The sequence below is a fragment of the Leucobacter chromiiresistens genome (assembly GCF_900102345.1).
GTDB classification, from domain to species: domain Bacteria; phylum Actinomycetota; class Actinomycetes; order Actinomycetales; family Microbacteriaceae; genus Leucobacter; species Leucobacter chromiiresistens.
On the sequence record NZ_FNKB01000001.1, the window covers coordinates 343,794 to 359,961 of the forward strand.

15 protein-coding genes are annotated in these 16,168 nt (G+C 71.1%); 6 read left to right on the top strand and 9 right to left on the bottom strand.

Going from position 1 to position 16,168, the window contains the following annotated elements; all coding sequences use genetic code 11:
- Nucleotides 1–7: 7 nt before the first annotated feature.
- Both BLT44_RS01610 and BLT44_RS01615 read right to left on the bottom strand, forming a co-directional pair.
- The gene (locus tag BLT44_RS01610; RefSeq protein WP_010155911.1) at nucleotides 8–703 is read right to left on the bottom strand and encodes a methylated-DNA--[protein]-cysteine S-methyltransferase; all 696 of its coding nucleotides are present in this window, start codon (nucleotides 701–703) and stop codon (nucleotides 8–10) included.
- Nucleotides 700–2,304 carry a DNA-3-methyladenine glycosylase 2 family protein gene (locus BLT44_RS01615; protein ID WP_218130071.1) on the bottom strand — a complete coding sequence of 535 codons (1,605 nt, stop codon included), beginning with the start codon at nucleotides 2,302–2,304 and terminating at the stop codon, nucleotides 700–702. The genes BLT44_RS01610 and BLT44_RS01615 overlap by 4 nt, the downstream gene beginning before the upstream one ends.
- 77 nt (nucleotides 2,305–2,381) lie before the next feature.
- Here BLT44_RS01615 and BLT44_RS01620 point away from each other — a divergent pair, with 77 nt between their 5' ends.
- The 3 genes from BLT44_RS01620 (at nucleotide 2,382) to solA (ending at nucleotide 5,448) form a co-directional block, all read left to right on the top strand.
- Entirely contained in the window at nucleotides 2,382–2,924 is a 543-nt protein-coding gene (locus BLT44_RS01620; protein ID WP_010155908.1) for a TetR/AcrR family transcriptional regulator, read from the top strand.
- A 143-nt stretch (nucleotides 2,925–3,067) separates the two neighbouring features.
- Nucleotides 3,068–4,225 (top strand): tyramine oxidase subunit B, encoded by a 1,158-nt coding sequence (locus BLT44_RS01625; RefSeq protein ID WP_010155907.1) that lies wholly within the window; start codon nucleotides 3,068–3,070, stop codon nucleotides 4,223–4,225.
- A 38-nt stretch (nucleotides 4,226–4,263) separates the two neighbouring features.
- A complete protein-coding gene (gene solA, locus BLT44_RS01630; RefSeq protein ID WP_010155906.1) occupies nucleotides 4,264–5,448 on the top strand; it encodes an N-methyl-L-tryptophan oxidase in 1,185 nt (394 codons plus the stop codon).
- A 263-nt stretch (nucleotides 5,449–5,711) separates the two neighbouring features.
- Here solA and BLT44_RS01635 read toward each other — a convergent pair whose 3' ends face one another.
- From BLT44_RS01635 to BLT44_RS01650, 4 genes are read right to left on the bottom strand one after another with little or no spacing between them, the layout of a single operon-like run.
- Complete coding sequence (locus BLT44_RS01635) at nucleotides 5,712–6,494, bottom strand: ABC transporter permease (RefSeq protein WP_010155905.1); 783 nt, start codon at nucleotides 6,492–6,494, stop codon at nucleotides 5,712–5,714.
- Between the two features lie 5 nt (nucleotides 6,495–6,499).
- Nucleotides 6,500–7,405, bottom strand: coding sequence for an ABC transporter permease (locus BLT44_RS01640; RefSeq protein ID WP_010155904.1), 906 nt, complete (start codon nucleotides 7,403–7,405; stop codon nucleotides 6,500–6,502).
- A 10-nt stretch (nucleotides 7,406–7,415) separates the two neighbouring features.
- The gene (locus BLT44_RS01645) at nucleotides 7,416–8,525 is read right to left on the bottom strand and encodes an ABC transporter ATP-binding protein (protein ID WP_010155903.1); all 1,110 of its coding nucleotides are present in this window, start codon (nucleotides 8,523–8,525) and stop codon (nucleotides 7,416–7,418) included.
- 2 nt (nucleotides 8,526–8,527) lie between these two features.
- Nucleotides 8,528–9,592: an extracellular solute-binding protein gene (locus tag BLT44_RS01650; RefSeq protein ID WP_010155902.1), complete on the bottom strand. Its 1,065-nt coding sequence runs from the start codon at nucleotides 9,590–9,592 to the stop codon at nucleotides 8,528–8,530.
- Between the two features lie 366 nt (nucleotides 9,593–9,958).
- On the opposite strand from BLT44_RS01650, the gene BLT44_RS01655 reads away from it, so the two are divergent.
- From BLT44_RS01655 to BLT44_RS01665, 3 genes are read left to right on the top strand one after another with little or no spacing between them, the layout of a single operon-like run.
- Nucleotides 9,959–10,603 (top strand): RraA family protein, encoded by a 645-nt coding sequence (locus tag BLT44_RS01655; RefSeq protein ID WP_029608168.1) that lies wholly within the window; start codon nucleotides 9,959–9,961, stop codon nucleotides 10,601–10,603.
- Complete coding sequence (locus tag BLT44_RS01660; protein ID WP_010155900.1) at nucleotides 10,600–11,403, top strand: carbon-nitrogen hydrolase family protein; 804 nt, start codon at nucleotides 10,600–10,602, stop codon at nucleotides 11,401–11,403. The genes BLT44_RS01655 and BLT44_RS01660 overlap by 4 nt, the downstream gene beginning before the upstream one ends.
- A 14-nt stretch (nucleotides 11,404–11,417) precedes the next feature.
- Nucleotides 11,418–12,143 carry a GntR family transcriptional regulator gene (locus BLT44_RS01665; RefSeq protein WP_010155899.1) on the top strand — a complete coding sequence of 242 codons (726 nt, stop codon included), beginning with the start codon at nucleotides 11,418–11,420 and terminating at the stop codon, nucleotides 12,141–12,143.
- A 1,251-nt stretch (nucleotides 12,144–13,394) separates the two neighbouring features.
- Here BLT44_RS01665 and BLT44_RS01670 read toward each other — a convergent pair.
- The 3 genes from BLT44_RS01670 to BLT44_RS01680 form a co-directional block, all read right to left on the bottom strand.
- Nucleotides 13,395–14,054, bottom strand: a complete 660-nt coding sequence (locus BLT44_RS01670; RefSeq protein ID WP_074689850.1) for a TrmH family RNA methyltransferase — start codon at nucleotides 14,052–14,054, stop codon at nucleotides 13,395–13,397.
- A 187-nt stretch (nucleotides 14,055–14,241) separates the two neighbouring features.
- Nucleotides 14,242–15,258: a sugar phosphate isomerase/epimerase family protein gene (locus BLT44_RS01675; RefSeq protein WP_010155895.1), complete on the bottom strand. Its 1,017-nt coding sequence runs from the start codon at nucleotides 15,256–15,258 to the stop codon at nucleotides 14,242–14,244.
- Nucleotides 15,255–16,139, bottom strand: coding sequence for a sugar phosphate isomerase/epimerase family protein (locus tag BLT44_RS01680; RefSeq protein ID WP_010155894.1), 885 nt, complete (start codon nucleotides 16,137–16,139; stop codon nucleotides 15,255–15,257). Before BLT44_RS01680 ends, BLT44_RS01675 begins: the two co-directional genes overlap by 4 nt.
- Between the last annotated feature and the right edge of the window lie 29 nt (nucleotides 16,140–16,168).

Genomic DNA, 16,168 nt, shown 5'->3' on the forward strand with positions numbered 1-16,168 from the left:
CGCGATGTCAGCCGAGCGGCAGCTCGTGCTGCAGCGCACCCTCGTGACGCAGCAGGCGCTCTTTGAGACCGACGCCGAAGAGGTAGCCGCCGAGCCCGCCGTCGGCGCGCACGATCCGGTGGCAGGGGACGACGAGCGCGACGAGGTTGTTCGCGCACCCCGAAGCCGCGGCGCGCACGGCGGACGGGCGCCCCGCGAGCGCGGCGAGCTCGGTGTACGTCACCGCGCGACCCGCCCGCACCCCGCGGAGCGCCCGCCACACGTCGCCGCGGAACGGCGTCTCGACCTGCCGCACGGCGAGCGCGTCGATGGCGGCGACCTCGCCGGACGCATACGCGCGCAGCGCCTCGGCGACGGGATCGGCGGGCGCTGCGGCGCCCGCCGAGGCGTCCGCGATCCCGCGTTCCGCCGCAGTCGGGTCGGCGGCGCGCAGTCGCGCCTCGAGTGATCGCGCCTCGGGGTCGGCCTCGGTGGCGAACCCCGCCGCCCGGAGTGCGCCGTCCTCCGGCGACCAGATGGCGTGGAACGGCGCCCCGACGATGTCGACGACGGTGCGGCGGAGCGGAGCGCGAGCGGGGTCGTGCGGAGCGCGGGTCGGGTCGTGCGGAGCGCGGGTCGGGTCGTGCGGAGCGCGGGTCGGGTCGTGCGGAGCGCGGGTCGGGTCGTGCGGAGCGCGGGTCGGGTCGTGCGGAGCGCGGGTCATGGGAGGTCCTTTCGTGCGGACGCGGCGAGGAAGTCGGCCCACAGGTGCTGAGTCGCATAGCCGCGGTACGGGCGCCAGGGCTCGGCGATCCGCTCGGCTGCTCGCGGTGCCGGATCGCCGAGCGCCCGGCGCAGGATGAGGTCGCCGGCCGGGTACGCGTCGGGATCGCCCAGCGCGCGCATCGCGATCATCTCCACGCTCCACGGCCCGATGCCCCGCAGCGCAGCGAGCTCGCGACGGGCGCGGTCGCGGTCGGCGCCGCTCCCGAGGTCGAGCCCGCTCGACAGCGCCGCGGCGAGGGTCTGGAGGGTCGCCGCGCGGCTGTTCGTGAGGCCGAGCGTCTCGCGCAGCGAGCTCACCGACTCTGCAGCGATCGCGGCGACATCGAGCGCACCGTAGAACCCCGGCGCCTCGGCCACACCCGTGAGCGGGCGCCCGAAGCGGGCCGCGAGCCTGCCCTGCAGGGTGCGCGCCGCGGCGAGCGACACCTGCTGCCCGAGCACCGTGCCGAGCGCGGTCTCCGCAGACGATCGCGCCGCGGGCAGGCGCAGCCCGGGGCGCGCCGCGAGGAGCGGGGCGAGCCGCGGATCGGCGCCGAGGGCCTCGGCGATCTGCGCCGGGTCGGCGTCGAGATCGAGCATGCGGCGCACGATCTCGATCGCGGGCATCGCATCGGAGAGCCGCGGCAGTGCGAGCGACACCGGGATCGCGATCGTCGTGCCCCGCGCTTCGGGCAGGGCGGCCGCCGGCGGGAGCTCGGGCCAGTGCACGCGCACGACGGCCGTACCGCCGGGCACATCGAGCGCGTGCTCGGTCGTGCCGTCGGGGTGGATGATGTCGCGGCCGGGAATCGCGTGCGCGACGAGCGAGGCGCGCAGCCCGGCCGCGTCGTAGGGCGCGCGGGTGCGCAGCCGCAGCGCGAGGGCCGGCCGCTCGTCGGAGCTCGGGCCTGCGACCGATGCGCCGGTGCGGCGCGCGAGCTGCGACGGCGCCGCCCCGAACTCCCCGCGCATCACCTCGCCGAACTGCCGCACGCTGCCGAAGCCCGCGGCGAAGGCGATGTCGGCGAGCGGCAGATCGGTCTCGTCGATGAGCGCCCGCGCGGCGTGCGCGCGCCGCGTGCGGGCGAGCTGCAGCGGCCCGGCGCCGACCTCGTCGACGAGCATGCGCCGCAGGTGCCGCTCGCTGACGGCGAGCTCCCGCGCGAGCCCGGCGACGCCGACCGCGTCGATCGCGCCGTCGCGGATGCGGCGCACGGCCCGGCCGACGAGATCGCCGCGGGCGTCCCAGTCGCGGGTGCCGGGCACCGCCTCGGGGCGGCACCGCTTGCACGCCCGGAACCCCGCGGCGACGCACGCCGCCGCGCTCGGGAAGAACCGGCAGTTCTCGGGCAGGGGCTTCCGCGCCGGGCACGACGGCCGGCAGTAGATGCCGGTGCTCGTCACCCCGAGGTAGAACCTCCCGTCCCACCGGCTGTCGCGGCCCGACGCCGCGCGATAGCACGCGTCGAAGTCGAGGGGCAGCGCGGGGACCGGCGTCGGCGGGGCTGGGGTCGGCGTCGGGGTCGGCGTCGGGTGCGGGGTCGGGGTCGTCGGGGGCACGTCACCATCATCGCGGGCGGCGGGCGGCCGCGCACGCCGAAATCGGACACGGCGGTGCGGCGAGTACGCTCGACAGCATGAAAGACCTCTCGGGCCGTGAGGCGCTGCTGCGCGCCACCGTGGTCGTCGTGGCGGCCGGCGGGCTGCGCGCGCTCACCTATCGCGCGGTCGCCGCGGAGGCCGGAGTCTCGCACGGGCTCGTGCGCCATCACTTCGGCACTCGCGATCAGCTCATCGCCGAGGCGATGGAGTACGCCATCGACGAGAGCCTCAAGGGATCGAACATGGTGGGCGACGCGCTGACCGCCGAGACGTTCGCGGCGGGGATCGAATCGCTGGCCGACCGCGAGAGCGGTTCGCAGGCGTTCCAGTACGAGCTGCTGCTCGAATCGCGGCGGCGCCCCGAGCTACGGCCGCTCGCCGAGCGCCACTACCTCGCCTACCGGGAGGCGATCTCGCGGCAGCTCGCGCGTCTCGGGGTGCGCGACGCCGGGCTCACCGAGCTCATCTGGTTCGCGCTCGACGGCATCGTGTTCAAGCAGCTGGTGCTGCCCGAGAGCGTCGCGCCGGCGCTCGCTCGCCTGCGCTCTCTCGTCGCACAGGCCCAGAGCGCGGACTGACTGCGGGGATCGCGATCCGGCGCCTGCTCGATCACCCGCGCGCTTGACTATCCAAATGGATAGTTCTAGGGTGGACGCACCCCACCGGCCCCGCCGAGGGCCCCGAGCGCCGCAGCCCGGAACGAACGAAGGGACACACCGACGTGCCGCACCCCCACCCCGCCGACGCACCCGCGAGCGACACCCGCATCGACTTCCTGTACCTCAGCGAGCCCGACATGATCCGCGCCGGCGTCACCGACATGGCCGCATGCGTCGACACGATGTCCGACATGCTCGGCCTCTTCGCCGCCGGCGACTACCGCATGGCCGGCACCGAGAACAACTCGCACGGCGCGCAGATCTTCTTCCCCGAAACCGAGACCTTCCCCGGCATGCCCGTCGACGGCCCCGACCGGCGCTTCATGGCGATGCCCGCCTACCTCGGCGGCGACTACCAGACCGCCGGCTGCAAATGGTACGGCTCCAACGTCGCCAACAAGGAGCGCGGCCTGCCGCGCTCGATCCTCATGTTCACCCTCAGCGACAAAGACACGGGCGCGCCCCTCGCGATCATGTCGGCGAACCTGCTCAGCGCGTACCGCACCGGCGCGATCCCCGGCGTCGGCGCCCGCTACCTCGCCCGCGAAGACGCCCGCGTGGTCGGCATCGTCGGGCCCGGCCCGATGAACCGCACCTCGCTCGAATCGTTCGTCGCCGTCAGGCCCGGCATCGAGACCGTGCGCGTCTTCGGGCGCAGCCAGGGCGGCGTCGACACCTTCATCGCTTGGGCCGCCGACCGGTTTCCTCAGCTCGCGCTCGAGCAGGTCGACAGCTTCGAGGCCGCGGTGCGCGGATCGGACATCGTCAGCATCGCCGTGCCCAGCCAATCGGGATCGCAGCACTACCCGCTCGTGTGCGACGAATGGGTGAAACCCGGCGCCTTCATCTGCTGCTCGGCGCACCTCGCCGTCGAGGAATCGCTCGTGCAGCGCTCCCGCCACGTCGCCGACGCCCGCAAGATCTACCAGGCATGGGCCGAGGAGCTCCCCGAACCCGCCCACGAGACCGTGGGCATCTGGGGCATCCACCTCGTCGACCGCGTGCGCGACGGACGCATGACGCCCGAGCAGTTCGAAGACGTCGGCGAGATCATCCGCGGCGTCGCCCCCGGCCGGCGCCACGACGACGAGATCTTCATCTACTCGGTCGGCGGCATGCCCGTCGAAGACGTCGCCTGGGCGACCCGCGTCTACCGCAACGCGGTGCGCGACGGCATCGGCACCACCCTGAACCTGTGGGACGCGCCCGCGCTCGCCTGAGCGACGCGGCCCGCAGCACCACACGAGATAGAGGACACATGGAACTGCAGCACACCGACGTGATCGTCATCGGAGCGGGCACCGTGGGCTCGATGGCCCTCTGGCAGCTCAGCAAGCGCCCCGGCCTCCGGGTCGTCGGCATCGAGCAGTACGGGCGTGTGCACGCGCACGGCTCGTACGCGGGCGAATCGCGCGTCTTCCGCACCGCCGTGCACGAGGGCGGCACCTACGTCGGCATGATCCAACGATCCCGCGCGCTCTGGCGCGAGCTCGAACGGGAATCGGGCCGCGACATCTACGCGGAGGTCGGCTGCCTGAGCATCGCCCCCGAGGGATTCCCCGACCTCGAGACCGCCATCGGAACGGTGCGGCAGTTCGACCTCCCCCACCGACTGCTCAGCACCGAAGAGCTGCGCGCCGAATACCCCCAGCACCGCATCGCCGACGGCGACGTCGGGCTGCTCGACGCGCACGGCGGCGGGCTGCGACCCGAAGTCGCCGTGATGTCGGCGCTCGACCTCGCCGAGGCGAACGGCGCCGAGCTGCATGTCAACACCCCCGTGCTCGAGATCGAGGAGCGGAGCGGCGGCGTCGTCGTGCGCACCCCCCAGCGGGCGTGGCTCGCGCGATCCGTCGTCGTCGCATCGGGATCGTGGTCGACGCGGCTCTCCCCCGCCCTGCACGACCTGCTCCGCCTCCAGGTGCTCGGGCTCACCTGGTTCATGCCGAAGCACCCCGAGCGGTACGCGCCCGCGCACTTCCCCGCGTTCCTGCGAGACGCCGGACCGATCCACTTCTTCGGAGCGCCCAGCTTCGACGGATACTCGTTCAAGGCCTGCACCAACCCCGAGTGGCCGGTCGCCCGCGACGTCGACCAGGTGCCGACGTCGCACACGCGCGCCGAACTCATCAAGATCGGGCAGCGGGCCGCCGAGCTCTTCCCCGAGATCAGCCCCGAACCGGTGCGCCAGAGCGTGCACCACTGCGCCTACACCCCGGATCGCCTGCCCGTGGTCGACCGCAGCCCGAGCGGGCGCGTCGTCACCGTCACCGGGCTCTCGGGCCACGGGTTCAAGTTCTCGCCGCAGCTCGGCGAGTGGGCGGCGCAGCTCGCGGCGGGAGACGACCTCGACGCGATCGCCGGGTGGGACCCGCGCTTCGCCCTCCCCGCGCACCTCGAGAGGCTCGCGGTCACCGGCCCCTACACCGGCGGCGGGCACTAGGGGCGGGGTGCGGCGGCGGCGTTATCAGTCAGTGCGGCGTTCCCCACCGAAAGTGAGGGTTCTCCGCGAGCCGGAGGGATTTCTCGGCGGTGAAACGCTCCGAGTCGAGGCGAACCCTCGGTCTCGGCGGGCAGGGCGGGCCCGGGGCGCGGGCAGGGCCGGGCGCGGGCAGGGCGGGCCCGGGGCGCGGGCGGGGCGGGCCGGGCGCGGCGCGCGCGGCCCGCCCGCCCGCCCGCCCGCGCCCCGCGCACGCGCCCGCCCCCCTACGAGTTCACCACCTTCCGCAGGCCCACGGCGCGCTCGACGATGAACACGATGACCACCGAGAGTGCGATGAGGATCGCCGACAGCGCGGCGAGGCCCGGGTCCGAGCGGTACTGCAGGTAGCGGAACATCTCGACGGGCAGGGTGGTGTGCCCCGATCCGGCGACGAAGAGCGAGATGACCGCCTCGTCGAACGAGATGATGAACGCCATCACGCCGCCGGCGAGGATGCCCGGCGCGATGATCGGCAGGGTCACGCGGCGGAACGTGGTGAACGAGTTCGCGCCGTGCACCCGCGCCGCCTCCTCGCACCGCATGTCGCTCGTGGTGAGGCTCGAGAGCGTCGTGCGGATCACGTACGGCACGGTCACCCCGAAGTGCGCGAGCACGATGCCGGGGTAGGTGCCGACGAGCCCGACCGGCTGGAAGACGAGCAGCAGGCCGAGGCCGAGCACGACGCCCGGCACGAGGAGCGGCGAGAGGAAGAACCCCGAGATCGCGGCCTTGCCGGGGAACTCGTACCGCGCGATCGCGAGGGCCACCGGAACGCCCAGCAGCAGCACGACGACGGCGGTGATCACCGCGGTGATGAGGCTGACGCGGGCGCCGTCCATCAGCTCGCTGTTCTCGAGGATGCTCTGGTACCACTGGAACGAGGGCGCCCCGAACTCGATGGCGAGACTCTTCGAGTCGTTGAACGAGATGATGACGACCGCGATGATCGGCGCGAGCAGGAACAGGTAGACGATCGTCACGATGATGCGGTTCAGAATCTTGGCCATGGGCGTCACCCTTCGAATCGCTTGATGAGTCGTTGATAGACGGCCACGATCGCGCCGAAGACGACGAGGAGGATGACCGAGAGGGCGGAGGCCAACGGCCAGTTGAGCGTCTGCGTCGCCTCGCTGTACACCTCGGTCGCGAGGATGAACACGCGCCCGCCGCCGAGCAGCTTGGGCGTCACGAACGAGCTCACGGCGAGCACGAAGACGAGCAGGAACCCGGTGAAGACGCCCGGGAGCGACAGGGGGAGCGTCACCCGCAGGAACACCTTCACCTTGGAGGCGCCGAGCGATCCGGCCGCCTCTTCGAGGGAGCTGTTGATGCGGCCGAACCCGGAGATCATCGCGAGGATCGCGTACGGCATGAGAATCTCCACCAGCGCGATCGACGTGCCCAGGAAGTTGTTGCTCAGCCGCAGCGGACTGCTGAGGAGCCCCGTGTTCATCAGCGCCGCGTTGATGACGCCCTGGTCGCCGAGGATCGCCATCCACCCGAAGGTGCGCGCCACCGCGGAGGTGAGCAGCGGGGCGATGGCGAGCGCGATGAGCACCCCCTTCCACCGCGACGTCGTGCGGGTGAGGAACAGCGCGATCGGGTACGAGAGCACAACCGCGGCGAGCCCGCAGACGAGCCCCAGCATCAGCGTGTTGCCGACGACCTCCCAGTAGAACGGGTCGGCGAGCGCCTTGTGGTAGGAGGCGAGGGTGAACGTCTCGATCAGCTGGCCGCCCGATCCGTTCTCGTTGAGCGACATGCGGATCATCACGAACAGCGGCACGAGGAAGCTCGCGAAGAGCCCGATCACCCCGGGGAGCACCAGCCCGTAGGCGGAGAGTCGGGAGCGGTTGCGCGCCCGATTCGACTTCATGCCGACGCTGATGAGTTCGGTGTTGGTGTGCGTTGCAGCCATAGGGATCGCCTCACCCCTCCGGCACGAGGTGCGCGTCGCCCGGCTCGAACGACACGTACGCCTCGTCGCCGATGCGCAGCTCGTCGCGCGCGGAGCTCAGCTTGTCGGCGCGCATCTCCTGCCCGCTGTCGAGCCGCAGGTCGTAGCTGCGCACGTTGCCGGTGTAGCTGGACGCGGTGACGCGGGCCCGCGCGGTGGGGAGCGATCCGAGGCGCTCGCCGCTCGGCTCGACGGTGACGCGGTGCGGCCGCACCACGAGCGACGCCGCGCCGGTGACGCCGGGCGCCCCCGCCACGGCGAAGCTTCCGAACAGGTCGGAGTGCACCTGGTACGTGCTGCCGGATCCGCCCGAGCCGCCCGACACGGCGCCGACCTCGAGGAAGTTCGCCTTGCCCACGAAGTTCGCGACGAACTTGGTGGCGGGGCTCTCGTAGATGGCGGTCGGGCGGTCGTACTGCTCGATGACGCCGTTGTTGAGGATGGCGATGCGATCCGCCATGTCGAGCGCCTCGTCCTGGTCATGCGTGACGAACAGGGTGGTGGTGCCCGACTCCTGCTGGATGCCGCGAATCTCACGGCGCATCGCCTCGCGGAGCTTCGCGTCGAGGTTCGAGAGCGGCTCGTCGAGCAGCAGCAGGGTGGGGTGGATCACAAGCGCCCGCGCCAGCGCGACGCGCTGCTGCTGGCCGCCCGAGAGCTCGGCGGGTTTGCGCGCCCTGAGGTGCCCGAGCTGCACCTTGTCGAGCGCTTCGGCGGTGCGCGGGGCGATCTGCGCCCGCGGCACCTTGTGCATCTGCAGGCCGAAGGCCACGTTCTCCTCGACCGTGAGGTGCGGGAACAGAGCGTACGACTGGAAGACCATGCCCATGCCGCGCTTGTGTACGGGCGTGGAGACGACGTCTTCGCCGTTCACCCGGATCTCGCCCGATGTCGGCTCCAGCAGGCCCGCGACCATGCGCAGGGTGGTGGTCTTGCCGCACCCCGAGGGGCCCAGCAGGGCGACGAGGTCGCCCTGCTGCACGTCGAGGTTCACATCGTTGACCGCGGGGGCGGTGGTCTTCGGGTACGTCTTCTGGAGGTTGCGGATCGACAGGTACTCCGGGTCCAGCTGCTGCGTCATGATCAGCCTCCGATGACGTTGCGTCGCCACTGCTCGGTCCAGGCGTCGCGCTCGTCGGCGAGCCAGATCCAGTCGATGTCGACGATGTTGGGATCGGCCGAATCGGCGACGCGATCGGTGATCTCCTCGGGCAGTTCCGCGTCGGAGACGACGGGGGCGTAGAAGAGCGCCTCGGCGAACGACTCCTGCGCCTCCTTCGAGAGGGCGTAGTCCATGAACTCGCGGGCCGCGTCGGCCTTCTCGCTGCCTTCGACGAGGTTGATCGTATTGATCTGGAACCCGATGCCGTCGTCGGGCTGCACGACGCCCATGGCTCCGTCGGAGTCGTCTGCGAAGTACTGCGCGCGGGCGTTCCACCCGACGCCGTACTGCGAGGTGCCCGAGATGACGGGCTGGTAGACGTCGGGCACCGGCTCCCACGTATTGACGAGGGGCGCGAGCTCGGAGAGCTTCTCGATGGCGGGCTCGATGCTCTCCTGGTAGTCGTCGCCGAGGTTGTTCGCGGTGAGAATGGTGAGGGTGTGCCCCTGGATGTCGGGCGGGGCGGGGATCGACACGGAGTTCTCGGGCGCATCCCACAGGTCTTCGATGCCCTTCGGCGGATTCTTCACCTCGGCCGTGTTGTAGAGCACGACGAGGTTGTCGAAGGTGACCGCCGGGCCGAAGCCGTCGGCGCTCTGGCCGAGCTCGACGACGTTGGCGATGTTCGGCACCTCGTCGGCGGAGACCTTCGAGAAGAGCCCCTCCTGATTGCCGGTGTGGGCGACCGAGGCGTCCATGATCGCGAGGTCGACGGTGGGGCTCGCCGATTCGCTGCGGAGCTTGCCGAGCATCTCGGCGCTGTGCTGCGCCGGCACGAAGTTCACGACGATGTCGTCTTGCGAGGCGTTGAACTCGTCGATCACGGCGGCGGTGTACTGATCCTCGAAGAGCGCGGCGTAGCCGAGCACGTTGATCTCGACGGCGTCGGGGTTCGCGGAGCCCGACCCGCCCGACCCGCTGCAGGCGGTCAGCGCGAGCGCAGAGATCATCACGGCGGATACGCCGAGTGCGGTCTTCTTCGACATGGTGCTTCTCCTTTGAAGTCTGATGCGGGGGCTCCCGCGTCGTTCACCCATGTCGACAGGCTTGGTCGAGAGCGACGATACGCGGCGGTGCCCGATCGCGCAAGACGCGATTCGGTAACGCTGCTCGGGGCGCTTCGGGCGATGGTGGCGTCGCCACGTGTCGCTGATCGGGGATTTCGCGCGATCCTCACCCCGAGGGTTTCGCGAGCGGCCCACGCCTGCTACAGTGCATGGCACGTGTATACAACACGTACACAATCCGTGCGACAGGCCTGGTCAGCTCTGCACGATCCCACACGAAGAGGTGTGCGAACCCTCGCGGAACCCGCACCGGAAAGGCACGACACCGTGTTCCAATTCCTCCCCATGCCCCAGCAGATCTCCGAGGAACGCCGCCGGGCGCTCCTCACCGTACAGACGTCGACCCTCGGCCACCTGCGCGACTTCGGCTTCATCCGCGGGCTCACCCCCAACCGTCGCCCGATCCAGTTCGCCGGCACCGCCGTCACCGTGCGCCTCCCCCACATGGACTCCAGCGCCCTCCACGTCGCCGCCGACCACCTCCGCCCCGGCGACGTGCTCGTCGTCGAGCAGTCGGGCGACGAGCGCTCCAGCTTCGGCGGCATGGTCGCCTTCACCTCGAAGACCCGCGGAGCGGAGGGCGTCGTGCTCTCCGGAGCCATGAACGACTTCGACGAGGTGCTCGAACTCGGGCTGCCCGTGTACTCGCGCGGCGTCTCCGCGCGCACCACGCGGATCCTCGGCATCGAAGGGGCCATCAACGTTCCCATCACGGTCGGCGGAGTCGTCGTCACCCCCGGCGACGCGGTGTTCGCCGACTCCGACGGCATCGCGGTGCTCACCGAGGATGAGATCGATGACATCGTCGCAGATCTGCGCAGCAAGGAGAACGCCGAGCCCGCGAAGAAGGCCGAGATCTCCGCGGGCCTGAAGCTCTCCGAGTGGAGCGGCGCCGCCCAGTACTTCGAGACCAGCGGGGCTGCACGATGAGCGAGTTCCGCCTCACCGTCGCCCAGTTCTCCGCCACCCTCGACGTCGCCCGCAACCGCGAACTCTCGGTCTCGCTGATCGCGCAGGCGGCGCCCAGCTCCGACCTCGTCGTGATCCCCGAGAACGCCATGTACTCCGATCCCGCCAAGGAGCAGCCCGACTCCGGGTACTCCGAAGCCCTCGACGGCGACTTCGTCACCGCGCTGCGCGAAGCCGCCGAGCGCGGCGGCACCCACGTCGTCGCCGGATTCACCGAGACGAACCCCGGCGGGCACCCCTACAACACGCTCGTGCACATCGCCCCTACGGGCGAACTCGACGGCATCTACCGCAAGATCCACCTCTACGACGCCTTCGGATACCGGGAATCCGACTCGGTGACGGCGGCGAGCGCCGACACCCCGCTCACCTTCGCGGTGAACGGCATCACCGTCGGCGCCGCGACCTGCTACGACCTGCGCTTCCCCGAGATGGCGCGCTGGCTCGTCGACCACGGCGCCGACGTGCTCGTCTACCCCGCCGCGTGGGCCGTCGGGCCGATGAAGGAGCTGCACTGGGAGTCGCTGCTGCGCGCCCGCGCCATCGAGAACACGACGTACGTCGCCGCCGCCGGCCAGACCGGTCCGCACTGCACCGGCCAGAGCCAGATCATCGACCCGCTCGGCATCATGCGCGCCTCGGCCGGCGAGGAGGCCGATGCGTTCGCCACCGCGGTCATCAGCTCCGACCGCGTCGCACAGGTGCGCAGCACCAACCCGTGCCTCGAGAACCGCCGCTTCGTCGTCGGCCCGCAGGCCTGAGCTACGATCTACGCATGCAGCTCATCCCGGATGTATCGCACGCCCGGTTCGGCGGCTGGTCGGTCAAGGCGCCGCTGCCGCCGGGCGTGCGGCCGCCCGGCGTCAAAGCTGCGGACTACGCCTACGGATACCTGAAGAACCTCATCATCACGCTCGAGCTCGCGCCGCAGACCGTCATCACGGAGAACGAGATCGCGCTGGCCACGGGAGTCTCCCGCACCCCGGTGCGGGAGGCCTTCTCCCGCCTCCAATCCGAGCAGCTCCTCACCCTCATCCCGCATCGCGGGGCGCTCGTGCCCGAGATCACGCTGCGGGCGATCCAGGAACAGGCGGTCACCCGCGTCGTGCTCGAGGGGCACGGGGTGAAGTGGGTGTGCGAGCATCGCGTGCCCATCGCCGAGCGCCTGTTCCACCTCATCGACGAGCAGCGCACGATCCTCGAGGACGACCCCGAGCGCGTCGTCGACATGGTGGTCACCGACAAGGAGTTCCACTGGACCCTCGTGCAGGCGACGGGCAACACGGAGTTCGCGCAGCTCTACAACTCCATCCACGATCGCCAGGTGAGGATCGGCATCGCCATGTTCCAGGCGGTGCCCTCACGGCGGTGCTCGGCCGTCGACCAGCATCTCGAGATCGCCCAGGCGATCGAGCAGTTCGACCTCGAGACCGCGACCTCGCTGCTGGAGTCGCACCTCGTCGGCAGCCTCGACGAGGTGTCGGGCATCTTCCGCAACTAGGGCGCGGGGCGGTGCGCCGCACGCGGGGCGGTGGCGGGCGGCCCGCCCGCCGCGGCCCGCCCGCCGCCTTTCCCCGCGAGACTGAGGGTTTGCGCCGAGAGCGAGGGGAACATCGCCCGTGAAACGCACCGTCTCGCGCGAAACCCTCGGTCTCGCGCGGATGAGGCGCGGGGCGGGGCGGCGCACGGCGGCGATGCGGCGCGGCGCCCGGGGCGCGGGGCGGCGCCTCAGCGCGGGCGGAGCAGCGAGTGCTGCTGCACCCAGCTGTACATCGACACCGCCGCCGCGGCCGAGAACGAACGACGCGTCGCGCACCCAGCGCTGCTCCCGCGTATCCGTGAACGTCACCGACCGCACCTGGTACTTGATCGAGTGCATGATGGGCCGCAGGCACTCGTCCACCGTGTTCGGCACCTCCGTGGCGAACTTCCAGGGGAACGCGTCGTTCGCGCTGTCGAACTCGACGTAGTACCGACCAGGGGGCAGCATCACGAGACGAATCGGCTTGTCGACCAGGGCGCTGTGCATCTTCACCATGACGGAGACGTCGCGGAAGGCCGATCCGGAACTGTTGTCGAGCACCACACCGTACTTCCGCTTCTGCCCATCCGGATCCGTCACGATCCACGCGGTCAGGCGATTCGCCTGTTCCCGGGCTTCGCGTTCGGTCTCGGTGCGCTGACGCGCGCGGTCGAGATTGTAGGATCCTGCCGCGAACACGACTGCCGCCGCGGTCACCCAGGTGGGGATATCGCCCATCCATACCGGCCAGTTCATCTCACTCATCGCCTTCCCTCCGTCGCCGACACTGCGGCGTGCCTGTTCGGTGTCGCGAAGCGTGCGGTCTGCGGCGGGGTGGGATCGTTCGCCTCTGCGCCGGGTGCACACTTGCAGTCCCCACACTGCCCCTCGCCAACTGCTCGAACTGCGGAATCGCGATGGTTCAGTTGCGGTACGACGCGATTTGAGTAGTGAGCTCACCGTTTTACGCGGATTCGGGGTCCGCTTCCGCATGATCCGGGCCGGTCTGCAGTATGAGTCTGCCTCCGTCGATCCGCCCCTCACTGCCCCCTCCTCTGCGCGTCGCGGGCTCACACGCGCGAGACTGAGGGTTTGCGCCGAGAGCGAGGGGAACATCGCCCGTGAAACGCACCGTCTCGCGCGAAACCCTCGGTCTCGCGCGGATGAGGCGCGGGGCGGGGCGGCGCACGGCGGCGATGCGGCGCGGCGCCCGGGGCGCGGGGCGGCGCCTCAGCGCGGGCGGAGCAGCGAGTGCTGCTGCACCCAGCTGTACATCGACACCGCCGCCGCGGCCGACGCGTTGATCGATCGCGTCGATCCGTACTGCGTGATCTCGACCACCGCGTCGGCGGCCGCGATCGCCTCGGCGGTGAGACCGGGCCCCTCCTGCCCGAACAGCATCACGCAGCGCTCCGGCCAGTCGAAGGTCTCCATGGGTACGCAGCCGGGAACGTTGTCGATCGCGATGATCGGGATCCCCTCACCCCGCGCCCACTCGGCGAGCGCGATGACGTCCTGGCGGTGCTCCACGTGCTGGTAGCGGTCGGTCACCATGGCGCCGCGCTTGTTCCAGCGCCGCCGGCCGACGATGTGCACGGTGTCGGCCGCGAACGCGTTGGCGCTGCGCACGATCGAGCCGATGTTCATGTCGTGCTGCCAGTTCTCGATCGCGACGTGGAACGGATGCCGGTGCTCGTCGAGGTCGGCCACGATCGCGGCCATGCTCCAGTACCGGTACCGGTCGATCACGTTGCGGGTGTCGCCGTGCTCGAGCAGCTCGGGATCGTAGTGCGCATCGGCGGGCCACGCGTCGCGCCCGCCCGGCCAAGGACCCACTCCGGAGGTCGAGCGCTCGGGAGTCGGTACGGCCTGGGGCGCTGCGTCGTTCACCCGTAGATTCTCGCACGCGCGCTCTCTCCCCCTCCCTCCCCTCGAAGCGGGGTCACTTCGGGAGGGTGTCGCACGCAGGGTCGACGCCGACACGCTCCCGAAGCGACCCCGCTCCGAGAGAAGCAGCGGCGGCAGGGCGGCACGGCGGCACGGCGGCACGGCCGCGCCGCACGGCCGCGCGCCCCACCTACTGGTTCGAGAAGGCGGCGTCGAAGGAGGCCGTCGGGCGCTTCCAGAGGAGGGCGCGGATCCGCTCGACCGCCTCGGCCGCGCCGTGCAGGCGGTCCATGCCGGCGTCCTCCCACTCGATCGAGATCGGGCCGGTGTAGCCGATGCCGGCGAGCGCCCGGAAGCCGTCCTCCCAATGGATGTCGCCGTGGCCGGTCGACACGAAGTCCCACCCGCGGCGGGGATCGCCCCAGGGGAGGTGGGATCCGAGGATGCCCGCGCGCCCCGTCTGCGGGCGCAGGCGCGTGTCCTTGCAGTCGACGTGGCAGATGCGGTCGGCGAAGTCGACGATGAACCCGATGGGGTCGACGCCCTGCCACACGAGGTGGCTCGGATCCCAGTTGATGCCGAACGACGGATGGTGGTCGACGGCTTCGAGGGCGCGCACGGTCGTCCAGTAGTCGTAGGCGATCTCGGAGGGGTGCACCTCGTGCGCGTACCGCACGCCCTCCCCGTCGAAGACGTCGAGGATCGGCGCCCAGCGCCTGGCGAAGTCGGCGTACCCCTCGTCGATCACCGATTCGGGCACGGGCGGGAACATCGCGACGTAGGGCCAGATCTTCGACCCGGTGAAGCCGGTGACCACGTCGGCGCCGAGTTTGCGGGCGACGCGGGCGGCGCGCTGCATGTCTGCCGCGGCGCGCTGCCGCACGCCCTCGGGGTCGCCGTCGCCCCACACGTAGGGGCGCACGATGGCCTGGTGGCGGAAGTCGATGGGGTCGTCGCAGACCGCCTGCCCGGCGAGGTGGTTCGAGATCGCCCACACCTTGAGACCGTAGCGGTCGAGCACTTCGAGCCGGGAGCGCAGGTAGGCGTCGTCCTCGTCGGCGCGCGCGAGGTCGAGGTGGTCGCCGGAGGCGGCGATCTCGAGCCCGTCGTACCCCCACTCGGCGGCGAGGCGGGCGACCTCTTCGAACGGCAGATCGGCCCACTGCCCGGTGAAGAGGGTGACGGGGTGCGAGGCTTCCGGGTTCATGGGCGGCCGCTCCTTTGCAGCTGGTGGTCGGTGAGGAAATCGTAGGTGATGCGCGCGAGCGCATCCTGCGACGCTGCGAGCGGGCGCCAGATCGACGCCGCGGTCGCGATCGTGTCGTTGTCTCCGGTGAAGCTCTCGAGCGTGAGCGGGCCGGCGTAGCCGACGTCGTCGAGGGCGTCGAAGAAGGCGCTCCAGTCGGTGTGGTCGGGCCCTGCGGGGCCGCGGTCGTTGCCGCACACCTGCACGACGGCGAGGTGATCGCCGGCGGCCCGGATCGCCGCGGCCGGCGAGCGCTCCTCGATGTTGAGGTGGTAGGCGTCGAGCGCGAGACCGAGGCCGGCGCCGCCGGGGGCCCCGTCTCCGAGCAGGGGATCGAGGGCGTCGAGCGCCTGGCCGACCGTGTTGAGGAGGCTCGTCTCGTACCGGTTGAGGGGTTCGATCGCGAGTGTCACGCCGCGCTCGGCGGCGTAGTCGGCGACGGGCCGGATCGCCTCGCGCCACGCGGCGATCACCGCGGCCCGCTCCGCGGCGTCCATGCGCCAGACGCGGCCGGTGCGCGCGGTGAAGGGGCCGGCGACGGTCGGGGATCCGACCGCGATCGCGACGTCGACGCAGTGCCGCAGGTACGCCTGGGTGGCGGCGCGGAACCGCTCGTCGAGCAGGTCGCGCCCCTCCCCCATCGCCCCGACGACGCGCGCGCCCATGCCGAGCGCGGCGAGGCGTTCGGCGGCGAGGCCGGGCGACCAGTCGCCCGGGGTCTCGACGGGCAGTTCGAGCAGTTCGTACCCGATGCCCCGCGCGCGCTCGGCGATGGCGACCAGCGACGCGTCGTCGAGCGGCGAGGTCCACACCCAGGTGTTCACGCCGAGCGTTCTGCGCATGTGCGTCCTTTCATGCGGCGTGCATCGCG